Source organism: Amycolatopsis sp. NPDC051373 (genome assembly GCF_040689465.1).
In the GTDB taxonomy this organism is placed as follows: Bacteria; Actinomycetota; Actinomycetes; order Mycobacteriales; family Pseudonocardiaceae; genus Amycolatopsis.
This window is the reverse complement of sequence record NZ_JBFBAE010000031.1, coordinates 69,649-90,536: the sequence shown is the minus strand read 5'-3', so window position 1 is coordinate 90,536 and position 20,888 is coordinate 69,649. Positions and strand designations below refer to the sequence as shown.

Sequence of the window (20,888 nt, the reverse complement as noted above, 5' to 3'; positions counted from 1 at the left end):
GCGGATTCGTCACTCGCCCGCCAGCACGCCCTGCGCCGCGAGAAAGTCGACGAGCAGATCGCCGGCGAGCCGGATGTGCGCGCTCATCGCGGCGCGCGCCGGCGCGGTGGCCCCTTCGCGCAGCGCGGCGAGGATCGGCTCGTGGCCGTCACGCGCGGCGAGCGGCCAGCCGGGGATGTCGGCGTAGGCGGTGAACGGCACGTACCGCAGCGTCAGCGACAGCATCCAGGTGAGCTTCGGTGCGGCCGCGGCGTGGTTCACGCGGCGGTGCAGCTCGAAGTCGGCGCGTTCGGTGGCGTCGAGATCTCCGGCGGCCACGGCGCGTTCCAGCTCCGCCTGCAGCTCTGCCAGGCCGGCGAGGTCCGCGGCGGTGAGCCGCCCCGCCGCGCGGGCCGCGAGCTCGCCGGAGAGGTACGCCTGAGTGTCGTAGAGGTCGGTCACGTCCTGGCGCGTCACCGGCACCACGCTGAAGCCCCGGCCCGGCCGGAAATCGACCATGCCCTCACCGGTGAGCGACATCAGCGCTTCGCGCACCGGAGTCGCGCTCACGCCGAGCTGTTCGGCGAGGTGCTCGGTGCGCAGCCGTTCGCCGCCGCGCACGGCGCCGCTCATGATGAGGTCGCGAACCTGCTTGGCCACTCGCGGGCTCAGGCGCTCCCCGGGCTGCCGCGTCTGTCCGGCTTCTGCCACGAAACGACCACCCTGCGGGGCTCCGGCGACGATTCACGCCATCGTAGCGCCGGACGATCCGCCGTGCGGCCGCTACCGCGCGGGCGCCTCCCGGCCTAGCGTGCGCCGCATGGAAACCCTCGACGCGGGCGGGCAGCGGATCGCCTACCGCACCAGCCCCGGTTCCGGCCCCGCCGTGGTGTTCGTGCACGGCAACTCCTCGTCCTCGGCGGCGTGGGCGCGGGTGCTCGACGGCGCCTTCGGACAGCGGTTCCGCGTGCTCGCGCTAGACCTGCCGGGCCACGGCGAGTCGGCGCGCGCGAAAGACCCGGCCACCTACTCGATCCCCGGTTACGCCCGCGTGGTCGCGGACTTCGCCGAAGCGGCGGGCGCCGGTGACGCCGTGCTCGTCGGCTGGAGCCTCGGCGGGCACATCGCGCTCTCGGCCTCGACACGGCTGCCCGGCGTGCGCGGGATCGTCGTGCACGGCACACCGCCGGTCGCGTCGCCGGCCGACCTCGCCACGGCCTTCCTGCCGAACCCGGCCGTGGCCACCGGGTTCACCGGCGAGGTGTCCCGAGAGAACGCGACGGCGTACGCCCGCGCCCAGCTCGCGCTCGGCTCGCCCCTGCCGGTCGACGCGGCGGTCGCCCACATCCTCGCCACCGACCCCGAGGCGCGCGCGGCGCTCGGCCGCAGCCTGCAGAGCGTCGAGAACGCCGACGAGCGCGCGATCGTCGCCGGCTCCCGCGTGCCGGTGGCGATCCTGCACGGCGCCGAGGAGCAGTTGGTGAACCTCGAGTACCTGCGCACCGTCACCTCACCTCGGCTGTGGCGCGGCGAAGTGCAGGTGCTGCCCGGCGCCGGCCACACCCCGCAGGACGAGACCCCGGAGGCATACGAGGCCGTGCTCACCGCGTTCCTCGACGATCTTCAGTGATCCGGATCACATGGAGAACCTCCGCCGTCTCCCTGGGCGTCTAGCCCGGCGGGCCCCACGCCGTGGGGCCCGCCGGCTGGTGTCCGAAGTGGACACCCGAGGAGGGAGAACGCTGTGAGGAACAGGAAAACAGTGCTGGTGGCGGCCGTGGCCGTGACGCTGGCGGCGGCGGGCACGATCGGGATCACCACCGCGTCGGCCAGCGGCGACCAGCCGCCGGAGGGCGCGCGGGCCACCGTGCACGTGAGCCCCAACCCGGCCACCGCGCGGGGCCAGGAAGTCTCGATCACCGGGAACTGCGGCGGCGGCACCGGGCTGAAGTCCGTGCTGGGCGGGCTGCCGGACCACCCGGCGCTCGTCGACATCCACGTCGCCGACCCGAACCCGGCGCACTACCGGGCCACCGCCCGCGTGTCGGACCAGATCGGCTCGGGGGTCGGGCCGGTCCTGGTCGACTGCGGCGGCGAAGCGGGCGTGACCCTGCTGGTGACGCGCTTCTGAGCCGGATCCGGGGGATCCCGGCGGCGGGATCCCCCGGGCCGCCACCACCGTTCGGCGCCACTGTGAGGTTGCTGTGCATCCGGGCGCTCGGCGTGCTTTGCGCCTGAAAGCGTGCTGACCTGAACGGGTGGTGATCAACGTTTCCCGGGCGGCGCTGGCGGTGTCTGCCGCCGCGGTGCTGGTGCTGACGGGCGGCGCGGCGGTGTCCGCCTCGGTCGCGGACTCCGGCGGGCTGCTCGGCAGCGACACCGTCGCGAGTGCGGCCGTGCCCGAGACCCCGTCACCCACGCCCACGACCGCGGCCACCGATGCGGTCGGCGCGTTGTTCTCCGGAGGCAAACACTTCTGCTCCGCCAGCGTGGTCCACAGCCCGGCCGGCGACCTCGTCCTCACCGCCGCGCACTGCCTCGGCGGCGGCACCGAGGGCCTGACGTTCGAGCCCGGTTACCACGACGGCGTCGCCCCCTACGGCAGCTGGACGGTGACCGCCGCGGCCGTGCCGGCGGGCTGGACGGCCTCGGCCGACCAGGACCTCGACTTCGCGTTCCTCACCGTCGCCCAGCCCGGCACCGCCGCGTCGCTGGAAAGCCTGACCGGAGCGAACCAGCTCGGCGTCGACCGGGGCTTCACGAACCCCATCACGCTCACCGGCTACCCGGACACGGCCGACGCCCCGGTCGTCTGCGCGAACACCACGACCCAGTCGGACACCTACCAGCAGCGCGTGGAATGCCCCGGTTTCCCCGACGGCACCAGCGGCGGCCCGTGGGTCACGGCGGCCGACCCGGCGACCGGGCTCGGCACGGTGGTCGGCGTGATCGGCGGCTACGAGCAGGGCGGCGACACCCCGGACGTGTCCTACAGCGCGTACTTCGACGACGACATCCAGCGGCTCTACGATTCCGTCACCGGCTGAGCCCACCGAGTAACAACCAGCACAGTCTCTTGTGAGGACCGACTCCCGCCAGCTAGGTTGCCTTTGCCAACTGAGCTCGACGGGAGCCCGTCCATGTCCCCAGCCCCGGTCCGTCCCGGCGCGGTCCTGCTCGTGGTCTCGGCCGCGACGTTCCTGGCGAGCCTCGACCTGTTCATCGTCACGGTCGCGTTCCCGGCCATCCGCACGGCCTTCACCGGCGCCGACCTCGCGACGACGTCGTGGGTGCTCAACGGCTACACCGTGCTCTTCGCCGCCTTCCTCGCCCCGGCGGGCCGGCTGGCCGACCGTTACGGCCGCCGGCGGCTGTTCCTGCTGGGCGTCGCGGTGTTCACGCTGGCCTCGGCCGCGTGCGCGGCGGCGACGTCGATCGAGCTGCTCGTGGCGTTCCGCGCGCTGCAGGCGGTGGGCGCGGCGCTGGTGATGCCGACCGCGCTGGCCCTGCTGCTCACCGCGTTCCCACCGCACCGGCGCTCGATGGCGGTCGGGGTGTGGGCGTCGATCGGCGCGGTGGCCGCGGCGCTCGGTCCGCCGGTCGGCGGCCTGCTGGTGGAAGCGTCGTGGCGCTGGGTGTTCCTGGTGAACCTGCCGATCGGGGTGCTCACGCTCGTGTTCGGCCCGCGGGTGCTGCGCGAAACTCGCGACGGCACCACCGGAGTGCCCGACTTCCTCGGCGCGCTCGGCCTGCTCTTCGGCGTCGGGGCGCTCGCGTACGCACTGGTCGAGGCGCCCGACCGCGGCTGGGGCTCGCCGGCCGTGCTGATCGCGTTCGCTGTCGCCGCGGTGGCGCTGGCGTGGGTCCCGTGGCGCTCCGCGCGCCACGCCGTGCCGGTGCTCGACCTCCCGGCGCTGCGCGTGCCGACGCTGTGGCTCGCGTGCCTCGCGGTTGCCGTGTACTCGGCGGGCTTCGGCGCGATGCTGTTCGGCAACGTGCTGTTCCTGACATCGCAGTGGCACGACTCGATCCTCGTGGCGGGCTTGTCGCTGGCGCCCGGCCCGCTCGTGGTCGTGCCGATGTCGCAGCTCGCGGGCCGCCTCGCGCACCGCACGGGCCCCGGGCCGGTGATCGCGGCCGGCGGCCTGGCCATGGCGCTCGGCGTGACGGTGTGGCTGCTGCGGATGGGGTCCGAACCGGCCTACCTGACGGCGATGCTGCCCGGACAGTTCCTGACCGGCGCCGGCGTGGGCCTCACCATGCCGAGCGTCTCCGGCATCGTCGCCACGGTCCTGCCCGCCGGCCGCTGGGGCGCGGGTTCGTCGATGATCAACACCAGCCGCCAGATCGGCACGGTGCTCGGCACCGCCGTGCTCGTCGCGATCTACGCCGGCACCCAGGACCTCGCGGCCTTCCGGCGAGGCTGGCTGCTGATCCTCGGCACCGGCGTCGCCACTTCCGTGGCCGGCCTCGCGATCGCCACCCGGCGACGCACGGACCACGTGCCGGAGGTCGCGCCTTCGGTACCGTCGCTCGCCCCGCGAACTTGACCTGGAACGCGCTCGAGCTCCTGCCTCGAAGCCATGGCCGTGACACTGCGGTAGAACACCAGAGCGCAGTCGCCGCCGTCCTTGTAGGCGTGCAGCTGCCGGCAGAGTCTGGTCGCAGCAGCTTCGCCTTCTCCAGCGCGGATTCGCGCTCCCCGCGTGCGGGCGGCCGCACCGTCCGGATCGGCAACGGCTTGTTCCCTGCGGCTGCTGTTGAGGTCCCTGCCTGGGTTCGGCCCGGTATCCGCGCAGCGGATGATGGACGAGGTCTGGATCTCCGATGCCCGACGGGTCCGTGGCGGCTCGTGATCTCCTGCAGCAGCCACGAGAAGCCGGGCTCCCTTCGCGGGAGACCTGGCCTTTCTGCTGCTCAGGCACACGGAACACATGTTTCCCGTATTGAGAGCAGAGCCGGTTCGGGTTCGTCATCACGGTGGGCACTCGGTCGAAGTCGCGGCGCAACCGCTTTGCGGTACGTTGCTGCTCATGAGCGAGCCCGACGACCTTGCGATGGTCATCGATCCGACCGTGCCGAGTACCGCCCGGGTCTACGACGCGGGCTTGGGCGGCAAAGACAACTACGAGGTCGATCGGGAAATGCTGCGCAAGGTACAAGCCGTGGCGCCCGAGGTGACAGAACTGGCCATCGTCGCTCGAGAATTTCTGATCCGCGCCGTGCGCTTCCTGGCCCGCGACGTCGGCATCGAACAGTTCCTCGACTGTGGTTCCGGGCTACCCACCGCCGAGAACGTCCACGAGGTCGCCCAACGGTCCAACAGCGACGCGCGCGTGGTCTACGTCGACAACGATCCGGTGGTGCTCGCCCACGGCCGGGCGCTGCTGGCCGACAACATGCAAACCCACTTCGTCAGCGGCGATATCTTCCAGCCCGCGAAGCTGCTTGCCGATCAGACCGTCCGCGGTGAGCTCGACTGGGACAAACCCATCGCACTGATCCACTCGATGAGCCTGCACTTCTGCGCCGACGACCCGGCCGCAGTGCTGCATGACTACCTCGACGCTCTGCCGTCAGGATCGTATCTGGTGTTCAGCCACGCCCTCGATCCCGAAGACGACGAATACAGCGTCGTCGCCCGCAACATCGAACGCGTATATCAAGGCGCCTCCTCCGGGCGGATCCACTTCCGTACCCGCGCCGAGATCAACGCCATGCTCGCCGGACTCGAACTGCTCAAGCCCGGCCTGGTGCAGCCGGCCGACTGGTGGCCCGGGGGCCCCCGCGTGCAGCCGCTCAAACTCTCCGATCACTGCCTGGTCGCAGCCGTGGGCCGCAAACCCTGACCGTGCCGCTGACGCGGCGGCAGAAGGGTGACCGCGCTGCGGCTCAATCAGTCGGCTGGCGAAAGCCGCAGGTGCCGCCACCGCCCGTCGTGCGCGCGGATCATCCCGCCCAGGCAAGGTCCCGGGCGGGGTGAGAACCAGGCTGGCGTGGGAGCCGGGCTTGGCTCGTGGAGTGCGCGAAAACGATCGTTTCTGTCCCACATCCCCGACCTTGCGGGTACAGATCGTTCTCCCAGGTTGTAAGCGGGACCACCGGTCTTCAGTGCGTCGCTGCGGCTTGTCGCGGGGCCGGGCAGCAGCCAGCCGCCGACCCCGACGAGCAGCAGCACGGACGCGACGAACGTCCACGGCAGTGGGGACCGCGCGCGTCAGTAGGCCAGCACGTAAAAGAAGTCGACGCACCAGTCACCGTAGATATCGGTGGTGAGCACCGAACCGTGGGCGTCCTTACCGGACAACGAACCGCCGAGGTCCGCGGTCCTGGTCGAGGTGCTGTAGTCGTCCACTGTCAGCTGCGGATCGCCGCCGATGGCTTCGTCGACGTCGTCCTTGAAGGTGGCGCTACCGCCCTTGCACGCGAGGGCCCTGGCGCCGGAGGCGTCCTTGGCGTTGAGCTTGGCCACGAAGTCGTCGACGATCTGTTTGCCCTCGGCCGATGCTGAGCCGCCGGTGCCGGGGGCGGCGGTCTCATCGGTGGGCAGGCGCGACCCCGTCGGCTGCGGCCGCGACGCCTGCGCGGGCGGGACGGGGTTCTGCATCTGCGCCGTGGTGTTCGAGGAGTCCTTGCTCAGGAAGAAACCCGGCGCGACGAACCCGGTGATGCCGAGTGCCACCACGACCACCACCACGGCCACCGCGACGCCGATCCACAGCCCGGTCTTGCTGTTCCTCGGTGGCTTCGGGCCGCCGCCGTAACCCCCGCCGTACGGCTGGTTCGGGTCCCAGCCCTGTTGCTGGTACGGCTGGGTTCCCGGATAGGGCTGCGCGTACCGCTGCGTGTTCGGGGCCTGCCCGGGCTGCTGAGCGTTGGGGACCCACCCCGGCTGCCCGCCCGGGCCGGGTTGCTGCCAGCCCTGGCCGTAGGGGCCGGGCCGGCCGCCCTGCCCTGGCTGAGGTGAGTAGGTCATCTCCGGTTCCACCTTCCCGCTGCACCGTCTCGCGCCGTGGTCTGATGACCGGCGCGCGCCGGCGGTTCCTCCCGCCCCACGTGATCAACATTCTGCAAGGTCGGACGACGCGGCACAAAAGGAGACTCCCGGCCGCACGCGGCGCCCGGGAGCCTCGTTTCACGGTACGAGTGGATCAGCCGTTCGCCGGCGCCTGCAGCCGTTGAAGGTGACCTTGCGGACGTGCCGCCCTTCCGCCCCGAGACTCGGGGCATCGCCGGAGACACGGCAAGCACGCCAACGTCTTGTTCGCCGTGCAGCTCGACGCTTTGGCGAAGCAGCAAGGAATCCGCGCGTTCGCATTGCACCCCGGGCCGATCGCGAGGCCGCTGCAGCGGCACCTCTCGCGTGAGGAGGTGGTGGAGCGCGGGTGGGTCGAGGCGGAGGTCAACGAGGCGACGGCCGTCAACCGTGTCGCTTCCCACGCCGTCAACGCGGAGTCGGCGGCGCGGCTGTGGCGGCTTTCCGCGGAGCTGACCGGGGTCGACGCGTTCGCGGGTTGAGCCGAAGTCCGAAGTGGACGGTCAGCGCGAGCTGGGCGGCGTAGCCGGCACTTGGTGCAACGTCAGGTTCTGCCCGACGGACGGGTCGGCCGTCCACGCACCCGACTCGGCCGTCCAGGCTTGGCCGGCGAAGGTGACCTTGTCGACGCCCACCGTGGCGGCGCGGGCGACCAGCCAGGTGCTGATCGCCCAGCCCTGGGCGGCCGGGTGGGCGCCGCTGAGGCGGGCCGTGCCCAACTCGTCGTTGGCGGTCGTCACGAGGTCGGCCGTGGCGGGGCCGACGGTGATGTTGCGGCAGGTCAGCGCGGCCGGGATCTGGCCGGTCAGCGCGCTCGCCGCGGCGCGCGCGACGGGTTCCCACTGGGCGTAGGCGTCGGGTGCGGCGGAGCGCTGCACCGCCTGCGCCGCTTCGGTGATGGGCATCGACTCCCAGCCCGAGAGCTTGGCGAGCTTCTCGTAGAACGCCGTGGCCGCGTAGACCGGGTCCTGCAGCTGCGCCGGTGTGCCCCAGCCTTGGCTCGGCCGTTGCTGGAACAGGCCGACCGAGTCGCGATCACCACCGCTGAGGTTGCGCAGCTTCGACTCCTGCAACGCGGTGGCCAGCGCGACCGTGACGGCGTGCGACGGCAGCCCCTCCTTCGAGGCCACCGCGGCGATCGTCGCCGCGTTGCTCATCTGGTCGGGCTGCAGCGTGTACTGCGTCGGATCCTGCTGACCCGGCTCCTGCGGCAACGTGACCGTGCACCCGGGTGTCGCGACATCGCTGCGCGACAGCACCACCACCACGACGACCACGGCCACGAGGACCACGACGACCGCAGCGATCGCCGCCTTGACCCCGCACCCGCGCACCCGTCCTCCCCCACCCTTCTCCGAGACCTGTTCGGACAATTCTGCCCGGAGGACCGGTAGGGCCCGTGTGTGGGTGAAGGAGGACGGGCCGGGATCACTTGCCGTCGGCGGCGCCCAGGAAGATCGGGTTGGACATGGCGACCATCGCGTTCGGCGTGGTCGTGTTCGGGCCGCCCGAGGGACGCCGCACCTCGACGCGCACCCACCGGCTGTAACGCGGGTAGGTGGTCCACGTCACGGTGGCGGTGCCGCTCGCGGGTACCGTCTCGACGTGCTCGGGGCCGAGCTGGTCGAGGAACGTGACGGTGGTGCCCGGCGCGCCGGTCACCGTCGCGGTCACCGTGACCGCGGTGCCGGTGCCGGCCGTGAGCCGCTCGCCGATGCCCGCGCTGCGCCCGCCGCCGGACACGCCGAACTCGAGGTTCACGTCCTTCGACTCGGCCAGCCACGTCCGGCCCGCCTTGAGACCGGCGAGCAGGTCGGCGCGGCGGAGGCTGTTCGCCTTCACCACGGTGTGCGGCAGGGCCACGATCTGGTCCGGGTTGTGCGCGTCGGAGTCGCCGATCGCGGGGATCCAGCGGCCGCCGCGCAGCAGGCCGTCCCAGTGCGTGACGCTGGCCTCGTCGTCCTGGGTCCACGGGCCGTTCCAGACCTCGACGAGGTCGGCGATCTCGTAGGCGAACTCGTACGTGCAGCCGAAGCAGTTCGCGAACGGGTGCGCCGCGGTGACCAGGCCGCCCGCGCGGTGCACCTGGTCGGTGAAGTGCCGGAAGTCCGCCGCGTCGGACGCGCGGTAGCGCCAGTCGATCCAGGTGCCGGCGGGCAGGCCGATCGCGGGCCAGTGGCCCGAACGCGTGGTGACCTCTTCGCCGTTGAGGATCAGCAGGTCGTCGGTGGCGTAGTCGCCCCAGATCAGCTGCGAGCTCTTGGTGTTGTGGTCGGTGGAGACGATGAAGTCGAGCCCGGCCGCGCGGGCGTCGGCGACGAGCTGGTCCGGCGTGCGCTTGCCGTCGGAGTGGACGGTGTGCAGGTGGCAGTCGCCGCGGTACCAGGACTTGCCGCGCTGGCGCGCCGGAGCCGTCTCCGGCGCGGGGTTCGGCTTGAACGGCTTGTCGTCCGCGCCGAACGTCAGCGTGATGTCCACGCGGTAGTTCATGCCCTGGGGTGCCACGGTGTACGGGCCGAGGATCACGTGCCAGCGGCCCTGCTTGATCGGGCCGGCGACATAGCCGGGCGTGGCGTCGGAAGCGCTGATCGAGAAGCGGTCGCGGAACCCGCCGGACCAGCCGCGGAAGCCGCGCGTGTTGCCGAGGTCGTGGCCCTCGGGGCCGAACATGCCGATGTCACAGGCGTTTCCGCGCACGCCGGCGGGCACGGTCGGCCGGTCGTAGGAGTAGACGACATCGATCTGTTTGACCCCGCCGGGCACGTCGACGGGCAGGTAGTACCAGTCCGGCACGTCGGGCTTGAACGTGCCCGTGACCGTCTTGGTCTGCTGCGCCGTGCCCGGCGCGGGAGCCGCGAACGCGACGCCGGGCAGCATGCCCATCGCCGCTCCGGCCGCCACGACACCACTCACACGCAACAAGTTACGCCGGCTGAGATCCCCAGTGGACATGCGTTCCTCCGCATAGGTCGAAGACGGCCCGACGCTAGGCGAGGCCGAGCGCCGCCATCAACGACGCGCGGGTGAACACTCGGCGACCGGGCTATCCGTCCGTTCCCGTGGGGAAAACACCGGCCAGCCAGGTGGTCCAGGCCACTTCCGGGTCCGCCGGGCCGCCGAAGACGTGCGCCGCAACGGCGACCGGCCAGCCCCACGCGTCGCGGCCGTAGACGCGGTAGAGCGCGCCGGCCGTGCGGATGCCGAGGAAGCGGTCCGTGCGGTAGTCGACGACGCCTTCGATCCGCGTCGGTCCCGCGGCCACGACCCGGTCGCCGACCGCCGCGTCACCCACGCCGAGCGCGTCGCACACCGCCGCGAACCCGCCGTCGGCCGAGGACGGCGGCGCACCGGCCGACACGTACGTCGCGTCGCGGCCCGCGAAGTCGCGGACGTACTCGGTGAGCGAGTGGTAGTAGAACTTCGTGTGGTGCAGGCACGAGTCGAGCTGCACGTCGTGGTCCTCGCCGAGCACCGAGCGGTGCCGGTAGCGCAGCAGCGTGCCGGCTCCGCGGGGCTCGAGGTCGTAGTCGAGCTGGTTGAACCAGCCGTCGGCGGAGTCCGCGCGCGTCACGAACCGCCGCGCCGGGTCCCACTCGACGACGGTGCCGCCGGTCGGCGTCAGGCCGCGCTCGGCCCCGCCGGGGCGCGGCTCGTAGGCGATCTCCCACAGCCAGCCGCCGGTGTGCGCGGTGAACGCGTCCCACACCTGCTCCGGCGTCCCCGCCAGCACGCCTTCCCACCGGACGTCGATCTCCGTGCCCATGTCGTCTCCTTCGGTCGGAGGGGACGCTCGATGCGCCCCTTCACGGACGCGTCGGAGGGGGCGGGCGCGCTTCGACAAATCGGCGGGAATTTCCTCAGGCGGGTTTGCGCGGCCCCCGGTACGGCAGCGTCTGGCTGTAGACGACGTTCGTGGTCGTGCTGCCGAACCGAGCCAGCTCCCCCATGAGCTGCTCGAGGTGCGCCATGGACGTGGCGGCGACCTTGAGCGTGTAGCAGTCGTCGCCGGTGGTGCGCAGGCACTCGAGCAGCTCGGCGCGTTCGGCCAGCAGCCGGTGCAGCGGCTCGTGGTGGTTGCCGGGGAACTTCAGCCGCACCACGGCCAGCACACCGAACCCGACCTTGCCGAGGTCGACCTCGGCGCGGTAGCCGGTGATCACGCCGAGCGCCTCGAGCCGCCGCACGCGTTCGGTGGCCGCCGAGGCGCTGAGGCTCACACGTTTGCCCAGCTCGGTGAGCGCGAGCCGGCCGTCCTGCTGCAGCTCGGCGAGGATCGCCCAGTCGGTGTCGTCGAGAGTCTCGGCCATTCCCGCAATCTACCGGCAGATCCACGGCCATCGGGCCGATATGCCGGACGGATTCCCTTCACCGGTCGGGTCCGCACCGATAGCGTTGGTGGCGTGCGACTCGGTGTGAACATCCCGAACTTCGGCCCCGGCACCGACCCCGGTGTGCTGCGCGCGTGGGCGCAGACCGGCGAGGGGCTCGGCTACGACCTGCTGATGGTGTCCGACCACGTCGCCATCACGCCCGACGTCGCGGCGCAGTACCCCGCGCCGTTCTACGAGCCGTTCACCACGTTGTCGTGGCTGGCGGGCGCGACGGCGAACGTGCGGCTGGGCACCACCGTGCTGATCCTCCCCTACCGGCACCCGCTGCTCACCGCGCGCATGGCCGCGAACCTGGCGGATCTCAGCGGCGGCCGGTTCCTGCTCGGCGTGGGCGTCGGCTGGGCGCGCGAGGAGTACGCGGCGCTCGGCGTGCCGTTCGAACGCCGCGGCGCGCTGACCGACGCGCACCTGGCGACCATCCGCGCCGCGTGGGCCGACGAGGACGACTACCGCGCGGGCCGGGTGCCCCTGTGGATCGGCGGCGGCAGTGACGCCGCCCTGCGCCGTTCGGTGCGCTTCGGCGACGCGTGGCACCCGCTGCGCTTCCGGCTGCCGTGGGTGCGCGACGCGCTCTGCCGGCTGCGGACCCTCGCCGACGCCGAGGGCAGGCCGGTGCCCGGGTTCGCGCCGCGGATCGTCCTGCGGCTCACCGACTCGCCGCCCGCCGACCGGCTCGCGGGCGAGGGCACGCTGGAGCAGGTCCTGAGCGATCTGGAGGAACTTCGGCGGCTCGGCGCCGAAGACGTGGTGTTCGACCCGTTCTCGGGCGACCCTGAAGAGACCCGGCGGCCCTCGGCGGCCTGGCGGGCGCTCGCGGCCGTCGCGGACGCCTGGAAGCAGCACTCCCTCGAAAGGGGACCACGATGACCGAGGCCCTGCTCCGCCATGCGATCGAGCTCGCCGCCACGGCGCGGGCGAGCGGGAACCCGCCGTTCGGCTCGCTGCTCGCCACCGCCGACGGCAAGGTGCTCATCGAGGAGTGGAACACGTCGCTCACGGACCGGGACATCACCGCGCACCCCGAGCTGAAGCTAGCGCGCTGGGCCGCGCGCGAGCTCAGCCCCGAGGCGGCCGCGCTGACGACGATGTACACCAGTTGCCAGCCGTGCGGGATGTGCACGGGCGCCATCGAACGGTCAGGACTCGGCCGGGTGGTCTTCGCGCTGTCCACGCAGCAGCTGGCCACCCTCAAACCGCCCACGCCCGGCGCGAGTTTCGAACTGCAGGGCCCCGCGTTGTTCGACGAAGCCCGCCGGCCCGTGGACGGTTATTACCGCTGAATTGCAATTGCGCGGCGACCCGGAGAATATCAGCCGCGGGTGGTGATCAATTCTCTTTCTTCGGCTCCCCGCCCGACTTCCCGGCGCACGGGAACACAGGCCAGGAGCAGGGAAACAGCCACGACGCCCAGGAGCACGTGGCCGGCGAGGGCACACAATCCGCACATTGCGGTCCATAGGACGATCTTCATTCACCGAGTGTAGAGCCCGGCCCACAATGCAGCGGAAAACTTGGGGAAGACTTAGGGTTCCCATTCGGGTACACCCGAGAACGTAGGTTAGCCTCAATTTCTCGATACGGCACGGGTGCGGAAAGATCACTTCGTGCCCGCTCCCGGAACCAGTGCCCTCGTCGTCGAGCTCCCCGCTGCGGCCGGCCTGCTCGAGGCCGCCGTCGCGGTCAGTCCCCCGCTCGTGCGGCCCGGCCTGCCGCCGCACGTCACGGCGCTCTACCCGTTCCTGCCCGCCGCCGAGCTCACGGACGAGGTCGACGCCGCCGTGACCGCGCTGGCGGCCGCCCACGAAGCGATCGACGTCGCACTGGGCGAGGTGGTGGTCGCCCCCGGGTTCGTCGCCGCGGCGGCCCCGGCGCTGCAGCCGCTCGCCGACGCCGCGTGCGACCGCTGGCCCGGCGTCCAGCCGTACGGCGGCCGCTTCGGCCCGCATCCGCCGGCCCACCTCACGGTCGCGATGGGCGGCAGCGACGAGCAGAACACCGAGGTGACGCGGCGCGTGGAGCGGCTCCTGCCGCTGACCGCTCGCGCCGAGGCGCTGCACCTGGTCGTGCTCACCGGACAGAGTTGGCAGCTCCGGCTGACCGCTCCCCTCGCAGCGCCCGCGCGATAGCCCGCAGCCGCGCCACGTCGGCGGCGAACGCGGTGTCGCCCTCGACGTCGCCCGCTGCACCCGCCGCGGCGTCACCGCCACCCTCCCGCAGCAGGTCGGCCGCCGTCTCGGGCGGAGCCGCCGGCGGGATACCGGCGAGCAGCAGGCCGTCGTTGATCTCGCTCAGCACCGTCAGCAGCCGCTCGCGCCCGGTCGCGCCCGCGCGGCCGAGGCGCACGACATCGGGGAACCGCTCGGCGAGGTGCTCGCGCAGCGGGCGCAGCTCGGCCCGCGTCCGCGCGTCACGCACCGCGCGCCCGGCGGCGGGGATCGCCGGCACGGTCAGGCCGACCACGATGAGCAGCACCGAGATCGCCGGGAAGCCCACGGCCAGCGCGCAGTCGACCGTCGAGAACGCGCCGCGACAGACCACCGCGACCGGGTGCTCGGCGGTCACGTCGGCGACGAGATCGACGATCTTGCCCGCGAGGTAGGCCAGCGCGAACACGCACGCCACGAGCATCAGCCCAAGTCCGGCTCGCAGCGCGCCGGCGCCCGCGCGGACCGCGCCCGCCGACACGATCGCGATGTCCACCACCGCGAACCCGAGGTAGAGCGTGTAGACCACGATGTAGGCGACCAGCGTCGGATTGGTCCGGTACAGCTCGTCGAACAGGCCGATGCCCACCGGCAGGCCGCGGGTCGAGAAGAACGCCACCACGAGCACGACCAGCGCGACCACGAGCGCGGCGAGCCGGCTGCGGCGCCGTTTCCCTGCCACCCCACCGATCTCGGCGAGGGTGACCTCGATGCCGTACGCGGCCACCATCGTCGCGAGGTTCGACAGCAGCCGCCCCAGGCTCGGATAGATCCGGCTTTCGATCGCCTGCGCGCTGTCGGCCAGCAAGAACAACGCGAGACCGAGCGCGATCAGGCTCGTGGCCAGCCCGGCGCCCGCGCCGGTGCGCCGCGCCCGCACGGCGCGCCAGATCCCGGCAGCCACGCCGACGAGCCCGACCCCGAAGAACAGCGCGTCGATCATCCGGCCGCTACCCGAGCAGCGACGCGAGCCGCCGCGCGCGATCGGCCGAGCGCCCGGACGCACCGGGCCTGAGTGGTTCGTCCTCGGCCGTCGCCGCGCTCATCAGCAGCACGGCGATGAGCTCGGCCTCGTACTCGTCGACGTCGGTCGTCACGCGCGTGAGCAGGTGCGACAGCGTGTGGGCACTGAGGTCGGGCGCCAGCGCCACGGCCTCGGCGTCGGACATCACGCAGGACCCGCGGTGCTCGCACAGCAGGTGCGCGAGCTCGTGGGCGATGATGTGGTCCTGGTGCAACGGCGAAGTGCCGGCGGTGTAGGCGATGAGGTCGTAGTCCGGGCGCCGCTGCCAGGCGCCCGAGGGCCGGCCCGGCTCGTACTCCACCGCCACCAGGTCGATGTCGCGGCCACGGCGGCGTTCCAGCTCGTCGACCCACGCGTTCATCGACCACGGGCGAGGTGGCGGCACGTCGCGCAGCAGCTCACGCACTCGGGTGCGGGCGCGCGCCCTCAGGCTCGGGTCGATGACCCCTCCCGGTGCGCTCGGCGGCTGGACCAGCCGGGTGCACCGCGGCGCCCCGGCGATGATCAGCATAGCTACTCGGGTTTGCGCCCGCGGCGGGAGCGCTCGCGCCCGGCGTCGTAGCTGTTGAGCTGGTCCACCAGCGCCGACACGGTGTCGCGGTCGCGTTCGGAGAGGCGCATCGCGCGCTGCGCGAGGTCGCGGGCTCCGGTGTCGCGCCACGCGACGACGTCGGCGATCTGCCCGTCGACGCGCTCGGCCACGTCGTCGTCGAAGAAGTAGGTGACGGGCACGCCGAAGAACCGCGCCAGCGCCTGGATGTGCGAGCGCTTCGGGTCGCGCCGCGCCCCGACGGCAAGCTGCTGCACGTGGGTGGCCGACATGCTCACCCCGGTGAGCTCGGCGACCCCCTGCGCGATCTCGCGGTAGGAGTAGGGCTTGCGGTCCGGCGGGTGCACCGTCGAGATCAAGTGCGCGAGCCGTTCGGCGAAGCTGGTCTCCTCGTCGGGACCGCTCGCCGTATCCCCTGCGTCCCCGGTGTCCGGCGTCCCGGTCATCAGTCCCCCAACCGTCCTCCGCTCGTGACGACATGAAGCATAGCTGTCACGAAAACTTGACATCAACCGTCCAGTCAACGCTACACTCCGGCGCACGGGATGTCGCGAAAACGAGACGGGCGTCCGTATGTGGTCACTGGGGGTGGCCACACACGGGCGCCGGGAGCGGGCGGACCTACCGGACATCCGGGACCGATCGGCCCGGGCGCGCTCGTCCGCTGTCCTGGCTCACAGGCTGCGGAGGTAGGTTGTGCGCCATGGTGCTGGAGAACGGTCCTGAAAGGACACCCGTCGTCGTCACCGGCGGCAGCGGCTTCATCGGCCGCGCGGCCGTGCGCGAGCTGCGTGATCGCGGCTACCCCGTCACCGTCGTGGACCGGGTCCCGTACGTCACCGAAGACGAGGGCGTGCGCGTGGTCACCGGCGATCTGCGCGACGCGGGGACCCGCGAAGCCGCCGTCACCGCCGGTACGAGCGCCATCGTCCACCTCGCGGCGCTCACGTCGGTGCTGAAGTCGGTGGAGCTGCCCGACGACACGTTCACCGAGAACGTCGCCGTGACCCACGGGCTGCTGGAGCTCGCGCGCGAACGCGGGGTACAGACCTTCGTGCTCGCCTCCACCAACGCCGTGATCGGCGACGTCGGCACCTCGACCATCACCGTGGACCTGCCCACGCGGCCGCTCACGCCCTACGGCGCCACGAAAGCCGCGTGCGAGATGCTGCTGTCGGGCTACTCCGGGGCGTACGGCATGACGACGTGTGCCTTGCGGTTCACCAACGTCTACGGCCCCGGCATGTCGCACAAGGACAGCTTCGTGCCGCGCATGATGCGCGCCGCGATGGCGGGCGAGGGCGTGCGCGTGTACGGCACGGGCGAGCAGCGCCGCGACCTCGTGCACGTGGACGACGTGGTGCGCGCCATCGCGCTCGCGCTCGAAAGCGGTTACTCCGGCCGGGCGATCGTCGGCGCCGGGCATTCGGTGTCGGTGCTGGAGATGGTGCAGACCGTGCGCGACGTGACGGGTGCCGAGCTGCCCGTGGAGCACGTGGCCGCGCCGAAGGGCGAGATGCCCGCGGTCGTCGTCGACGTGTCCGCCAGTGCCGAGACCATCGGCTTCACCCCGGCGATCTCGCTCGCCGACGGCCTCGCCACCGCTTGGAAGTACTTCTCGGAACTGGACCTGAAAGCGACCCCGTGAGCCTGTTCCTCCGCCGCCACGCCTTCCTGCTCCTCCTGCTCGTCGCGGGCACGGTCCTGCGCGTGCTCACGTGGGTGGCCTACCGGCCGGCGCTGCTGTACATCGACTCCTACCGGTACCTGGACAACCTGCACGCGCTGCGCGCCGACCAGCTCAACCCGATCGGCTACGACCTGATCCTGCGGCCGCTGCTGGCGGTCGGCGGGCTGTCGTGGGTCGCGGCCGTGCAGCACGTGGGCGGACTGGCGATCGCGGTGGGGATCTACGCGCTGGCCCGCCGGCTCGGCGCGCGCCGCTGGGTCTCGGCGCTCGCGACGGCGCCGCTGCTGCTGGACGCTTACCAGCTGCAGATCGAGCAGAACATCATGTCCGAGGTGTTGTTCGAAGCGTTGCTGCTGGGGCTGTTGTGGCTCCTGCTGGCGAAGAGCGCGCCGAACTGGCGGCGGATCGCGCTCGCGGGTCTCGTGGTCGGGTTCGCCGTGCTGGTGCGGCTGATCGGCGTCGCGCTCGCGGTGCCGTTCCTGCTGTACGTGCTCAGCGCCGGCAGCGCGTGGCGGACGTGGCGCGGCTGGCGCAACGCCGGCATCGGCGTGCTGGCGATGCTCGTCGTGATCGTGCCCTACGCCGCGGAAGTCAAGGCACAGACCGGAAAGTGGGGGCTGACCGGGCCTTCGGGCAGCATGCTCTACGGGCGCACCGCCGCCGTCGCCGACTGCGCGAACCTGCACCTGGCGCCCGAGATCCAGATGTTCTGCCCCACCGAAGACGTGTCGACCCGCCTGGTGGACAACTACACACACGCCGACCTCGACCCGGCGTGGCCGGGCCCGCTGCCGCCCGGCGCCGACCGCACCGTGCTGGCGCACGAGTTCTCGATCGACGTGCTCAAGGTCCAGTGGTGGGACGTCACGAAGGCGATCCTGAGCGACTTCTCGAAGAGCTTCCGGTTCACGCGCAGCACGGCGATCAACGACGTGCCGATCGACCGCTGGCAGTTCCAGCAGACCTACCCGGAGTGGAACGAACCGGCCGACATCGCGATGATCACGCAGCAGTACGACGGCGTGAACCCGAGCGTGAACGAGCCGATCGCGACTTTCCTGCGCGACTACCAGATCAACGGCGGCTTCGTGCCCGGGGCCGTGCTCGGGTTCTTCGCCCTGCTCGGCCTGCTCACCATGCTGCGCCGCAAGAAACCGCGCGACAAGGCCCGCAGCGGCGCGCTGCTCGCCGCAGGTTCCGGGCTGTTCCTCCTGTTCGCGTCGGCGGTGTTCGAGTTCTCCTGGCGCTACCAGCTCCCGGCGCTCGTGCTGCTGCCCGTCGCGGGCGCACTGGGCTTCACCACGCTCACGGCCGCGAGCCGCCGACGCCTCGCCGCGTACCCGGACGCCGTGGATGTCGGCGCGGTCAAGGATTTCGACGACCGGCACCCGGGCGCGAAGCTTTCGGAGCTGACCGTGGTGATCGCCGCCTACAACGAGGCAGGCGGAATCGGCCAGGTGCTCGAGAAGATGCCCGACGAGTGCCTCGGCCTGCCGGTGGACGTGCTCGTGGTCGTCGACGGCGGCAGCGACGACACCGCCGCCATCGCCGAGAAGCACGGCGCCTACGTGTGCGTCGCGCCGACGAACCGGGGCCAGGGCGCGGCTTTGCGCCTCGGTTACCACCTCGCGGCCGAACGCGGCGCGCGCTACGTGGTGACGACCGACGGCGACGGCCAGTACGACAACAGCGAAATGGCGGAACTGGTCGCACCACTGCTCGACGGCACCGCCGACTTCGTCACGGGATCGCGGCGGCTGGGCCACGAAGAGGCCGACAGCCGCATGCGCTGGCTCGGCGTGCGCGTGTTCGCGTGGCTGGCTTCGGCGCTGACGTGGCGGAAGATCACCGACACGTCCTTCGGTTTCCGGTCCATGCGCGCTGAGCTCGCGTGCGCGATTCCGCTCAACGAGCCGCAGTACCAGTCTTCGGAACTGTTGCTGGGAGTCACCGCGCGCGGCGCCCGGGTGCTCGAACGGCCGATGAGCATGCGGCTGCGCAAGGCCGGCAAGAGCAAGAAGGGCGGCAGCGTCGTCTACGGCGCGAACTACGCGCGGGTCATGACGGGGACGTGGTGGCGGGGGTACGTGCTGCGCCGCGGGCGAACACGAAGCGGTCGAGCATCGTGAACTTCACCACGAAAACCAGTGCGTAACTGAGCACGTACGCACCGTCGATGAAAACGACCCACCAGGCGTGCGGCAGGTTCAGCGGCGCGAGCAGGTGACCGGTGAGCGTGGTGAGCCCCACGGAGGCAAGCCCGCCGAGCGAGATGACGACGACGTAGGGCAGCAGCTCGTGCCCGAGGGCCGGCTTCCCGCGCCGGCCCCAGACCCAGCGGCGGGTGAGGAAGAAGTTCAGCACCGCGCCCGCGGCAAACGCGAACGCGCTGGCCAGCCACGGAGCGCCGCCGATCGCGAGCACCGTGAGCAACGCCGCCTGGCTGAGCAAAGTCGCCGCGACCGAACTGGTGGCCGCGCGGAAGAACCTTCCGGCGAGGCGACGCCGGCGCCGGGGTGAATCCTCCGTCGTGCGAGGCTCCACCGGGTTGGTTACCGTCGTCATGTCCCCCAGTCTCCCCTCGGGCCGATCCGCCTGCCGTGCGGCCCCCCGACGCACAGTAGATTCACAGCTGTCTGCCAGGTGATCATCAGCACCCGGTCGATAGGTTCGGACGTGTTCAAGGCGTCATGTACAAAGAGGAATCAGCGTGCTTGTCGCGTAAACGATACGGAAAGGCTTTTCAATGCGAGTGCTGGTTCTCGGCGGTGACGGCTACCTCGGCTGGCCCACGGCATTGCACTTGTCGGACAAAGGCCACGAAGTGGCTGTTCTGGACAACTACGCCCGGCGCAAGTACGACGTGGAACTCGAAGCCGACAGTCTCGTCTCGATCGAAGACCTGCCCACGCGCATCGCGGCGTGGGAGGAGGTTTCGGGCAAGAAGATCGCCCTGTTCGAAGGCGACCTGTGCGACGCCGAGTTCACCTATTCGGCCGTGCGCGACTTCGCTCCCGATTCGATCGTCCACTTCGCCGAGCAGCGGTCCGCGCCGTACTCGATGATCGACCGCGAGCACGCCGTCTACACGCAGCAGAACAACGTCGTCGGCAATCTGAACCTGCTCTACGCGATCGCCGAGATCAACCCGGACATCCACCTGGTGAAGCTCGGCACGATGGGCGAGTACGGCACGCCCAACATCGACATCGAAGAAGGCTGGCTCGAGGTCGAGCACAACGGCCGCAAGGACCGCATGCTCTACCCGAAGAAGCCGGGCTCCTTCTACCACCTGTCGAAGGTGCACGACTCCCACAACATCGAGTTCGCTTGCCGCATCTGGGACCTGCGCGCCACCGACCTCAACCAGGGTGTCGTGTACGGCCAGCAGACGGCGCAGACCACCCTCGACCCGCGCCTGGCGACCCGGTTCGACTACGACGCGGTGTTCGGCACCGTGCTGAACCGCTTCGTGATCCAGGCGGTGCTGGGCCAGCCGCTGACCGTCTACGGCAAGGGCGGCCAGACCCGCGGCCTGATCGACGTGCGCGACACCGTGGAGTGCATCCGCCTGGCCGTGGAGAACCCGGCCGACCGCGGCGAGTTCCGCGTGTTCAACCAGATGACCGAGAGCTACTCGGTGGCGCAGATCGCCGACATCGTCGCGAACTGCTTCCCCGGCCCGGTGCAGATCGAGAATCTCGAGAACCCGCGGGTCGAGCAGCCCGAGCACTACTACAACGTGAAGCACACCGGGCTCGTCGAGCTCGGCCTGCAGCCGCACCTGCTGTCGGACACGCTGATCGAGTCGATGTTCGACATCGTCGGTTCGAACAAGCACCGCGTGAACTCCGAGCGGCTGCGCCCGACCGTGCGCTGGCGGGGTGCGGTCAAGTCCTGACCCTGTTTGCTCCCTTGGCACGCTGAAACGCCGGATCGCCGTTGTGCGGTCCGGCGTTTTTCATCGCGGCCGGGCAGGTCTCGGAAACTGTCGGTGGCGGATGAGATGCTTCT

23 protein-coding genes are annotated in these 20,888 nt (G+C 71.2%); 12 read left to right on the top strand and 11 right to left on the bottom strand.

The features are described from left to right. Window positions 1-9: 9 nt before the first annotated feature. A complete protein-coding gene (locus AB0383_RS41115; RefSeq protein ID WP_366190152.1) occupies window positions 10-690 on the bottom strand; it encodes a GntR family transcriptional regulator in 681 nt (226 codons plus the stop codon). A 109-nt stretch (window positions 691-799) separates the two neighbouring features. On the opposite strand from AB0383_RS41115, the gene AB0383_RS41110 reads away from it, so the two are divergent. The 5 genes from AB0383_RS41110 (at window position 800) to AB0383_RS41090 (ending at window position 5,828) form a co-directional block, all read left to right on the top strand. After that, window positions 800-1,609 carry an alpha/beta hydrolase gene (locus AB0383_RS41110; RefSeq protein WP_366190151.1) on the top strand — a complete coding sequence of 270 codons (810 nt, stop codon included), beginning with the start codon at window positions 800-802 and terminating at the stop codon, window positions 1,607-1,609. A 114-nt stretch (window positions 1,610-1,723) separates the two neighbouring features. Further along, window positions 1,724-2,110, top strand: a complete 387-nt coding sequence (locus AB0383_RS41105; RefSeq protein WP_366190150.1) for a hypothetical protein — start codon at window positions 1,724-1,726, stop codon at window positions 2,108-2,110. A gap of 127 nt (window positions 2,111-2,237) precedes the next feature. Further along, window positions 2,238-3,026: a trypsin-like peptidase domain-containing protein gene (locus AB0383_RS41100; protein WP_366190149.1), complete on the top strand. Its 789-nt coding sequence runs from the start codon at window positions 2,238-2,240 to the stop codon at window positions 3,024-3,026. 93 nt (window positions 3,027-3,119) lie between these two features. Then, entirely contained in the window at window positions 3,120-4,529 is a 1,410-nt protein-coding gene (locus AB0383_RS41095; RefSeq protein ID WP_366190148.1) for an MFS transporter, read from the top strand. Between the two features lie 483 nt (window positions 4,530-5,012). Next, a complete protein-coding gene (locus tag AB0383_RS41090) occupies window positions 5,013-5,828 on the top strand; it encodes an SAM-dependent methyltransferase (RefSeq protein ID WP_364177513.1) in 816 nt (271 codons plus the stop codon). A gap of 368 nt (window positions 5,829-6,196) precedes the next feature. On the opposite strand, the gene AB0383_RS41085 is transcribed toward AB0383_RS41090, so the two are convergent. Further along, entirely contained in the window at window positions 6,197-6,955 is a 759-nt protein-coding gene (locus AB0383_RS41085) for a hypothetical protein (RefSeq protein ID WP_366190147.1), read from the bottom strand. A 284-nt stretch (window positions 6,956-7,239) separates the two neighbouring features. Here AB0383_RS41085 and AB0383_RS41080 point away from each other — a divergent pair, with 284 nt between their 5' ends. Then, window positions 7,240-7,497 (top strand): hypothetical protein, encoded by a 258-nt coding sequence (locus AB0383_RS41080; RefSeq protein ID WP_364177519.1) that lies wholly within the window; start codon window positions 7,240-7,242, stop codon window positions 7,495-7,497. A gap of 21 nt (window positions 7,498-7,518) precedes the next feature. On the opposite strand, the gene AB0383_RS41075 is transcribed toward AB0383_RS41080, so the two are convergent. The 4 genes from AB0383_RS41075 to AB0383_RS41060 form a co-directional block, all read right to left on the bottom strand. Next, entirely contained in the window at window positions 7,519-8,349 is an 831-nt protein-coding gene (locus AB0383_RS41075) for a hypothetical protein (protein WP_366190146.1), read from the bottom strand. 94 nt (window positions 8,350-8,443) lie between these two features. Continuing rightward, entirely contained in the window at window positions 8,444-9,967 is a 1,524-nt protein-coding gene (locus tag AB0383_RS41070) for a CehA/McbA family metallohydrolase (protein ID WP_366190145.1), read from the bottom strand. 91 nt (window positions 9,968-10,058) lie between these two features. Further along, window positions 10,059-10,778: an SRPBCC domain-containing protein gene (locus AB0383_RS41065; RefSeq protein ID WP_366190144.1), complete on the bottom strand. Its 720-nt coding sequence runs from the start codon at window positions 10,776-10,778 to the stop codon at window positions 10,059-10,061. A gap of 94 nt (window positions 10,779-10,872) precedes the next feature. After that, window positions 10,873-11,322, bottom strand: a complete 450-nt coding sequence (locus AB0383_RS41060) for an Lrp/AsnC family transcriptional regulator (RefSeq protein ID WP_366190143.1) — start codon at window positions 11,320-11,322, stop codon at window positions 10,873-10,875. A gap of 93 nt (window positions 11,323-11,415) precedes the next feature. Here AB0383_RS41060 and AB0383_RS41055 point away from each other — a divergent pair, with 93 nt between their 5' ends. Beyond that, on the top strand, window positions 11,416-12,273 hold the full coding sequence (locus AB0383_RS41055; RefSeq protein ID WP_366190142.1) for an LLM class flavin-dependent oxidoreductase: 858 nt from the start codon (window positions 11,416-11,418) through the stop codon (window positions 12,271-12,273). Then, window positions 12,270-12,686 carry a nucleoside deaminase gene (locus AB0383_RS41050; RefSeq protein WP_364177536.1) on the top strand — a complete coding sequence of 139 codons (417 nt, stop codon included), beginning with the start codon at window positions 12,270-12,272 and terminating at the stop codon, window positions 12,684-12,686. Before AB0383_RS41055 ends, AB0383_RS41050 begins: the two co-directional genes overlap by 4 nt. Window positions 12,687-12,715: 29 nt before the next feature. On the opposite strand, the gene AB0383_RS41045 is transcribed toward AB0383_RS41050, so the two are convergent. After that, a complete protein-coding gene (locus AB0383_RS41045; protein WP_366190141.1) occupies window positions 12,716-12,877 on the bottom strand; it encodes a hypothetical protein in 162 nt (53 codons plus the stop codon). A gap of 133 nt (window positions 12,878-13,010) precedes the next feature. Here AB0383_RS41045 and AB0383_RS41040 point away from each other — a divergent pair, with 133 nt between their 5' ends. Then, window positions 13,011-13,532, top strand: coding sequence for a 2'-5' RNA ligase family protein (locus AB0383_RS41040; protein ID WP_366190140.1), 522 nt, complete (start codon window positions 13,011-13,013; stop codon window positions 13,530-13,532). Here the strand turns inward: AB0383_RS41040 and AB0383_RS41035 are convergent. Genes AB0383_RS41035 through AB0383_RS41025 form a run of 3 tightly spaced genes read right to left on the bottom strand, consistent with a single transcriptional unit; the run spans window position 13,474 to window position 15,630 of the window. Continuing rightward, window positions 13,474-14,553: a hypothetical protein gene (locus tag AB0383_RS41035; RefSeq protein WP_366190139.1), complete on the bottom strand. Its 1,080-nt coding sequence runs from the start codon at window positions 14,551-14,553 to the stop codon at window positions 13,474-13,476. The two genes, AB0383_RS41040 and AB0383_RS41035, sit on opposite strands and share 59 nt — an antisense overlap. Window positions 14,554-14,560: 7 nt before the next feature. Further along, complete coding sequence (locus AB0383_RS41030; RefSeq protein ID WP_364177545.1) at window positions 14,561-15,145, bottom strand: hypothetical protein; 585 nt, start codon at window positions 15,143-15,145, stop codon at window positions 14,561-14,563. Window positions 15,146-15,147: 2 nt separating this feature from the next. Further along, entirely contained in the window at window positions 15,148-15,630 is a 483-nt protein-coding gene (locus tag AB0383_RS41025; RefSeq protein ID WP_354867786.1) for a helix-turn-helix transcriptional regulator, read from the bottom strand. Between the two features lie 257 nt (window positions 15,631-15,887). Here AB0383_RS41025 and AB0383_RS41020 point away from each other — a divergent pair, with 257 nt between their 5' ends. Together AB0383_RS41020 and AB0383_RS41015 are read left to right on the top strand one after the other, a co-directional pair. Further along, a complete protein-coding gene (locus tag AB0383_RS41020) occupies window positions 15,888-16,832 on the top strand; it encodes an NAD-dependent epimerase/dehydratase family protein (RefSeq protein ID WP_366190138.1) in 945 nt (314 codons plus the stop codon). Beyond that, window positions 16,829-19,003, top strand: a complete 2,175-nt coding sequence (locus AB0383_RS41015) for a glycosyltransferase family 2 protein (RefSeq protein ID WP_366190137.1) — start codon at window positions 16,829-16,831, stop codon at window positions 19,001-19,003. The genes AB0383_RS41020 and AB0383_RS41015 overlap by 4 nt, the downstream gene beginning before the upstream one ends. Here AB0383_RS41015 and AB0383_RS41010 read toward each other — a convergent pair. Beyond that, complete coding sequence (locus AB0383_RS41010; protein ID WP_366190136.1) at window positions 18,933-19,439, bottom strand: GtrA family protein; 507 nt, start codon at window positions 19,437-19,439, stop codon at window positions 18,933-18,935. The two genes, AB0383_RS41015 and AB0383_RS41010, sit on opposite strands and share 71 nt — an antisense overlap. A gap of 181 nt (window positions 19,440-19,620) precedes the next feature. Between AB0383_RS41010 and AB0383_RS41005 the strand changes: the two genes are divergently transcribed. Beyond that, the gene (locus tag AB0383_RS41005) at window positions 19,621-20,775 is read left to right on the top strand and encodes an NAD-dependent epimerase/dehydratase family protein (protein ID WP_364177557.1); all 1,155 of its coding nucleotides are present in this window, start codon (window positions 19,621-19,623) and stop codon (window positions 20,773-20,775) included. Window positions 20,776-20,888: the final 113 nt, after the last annotated feature.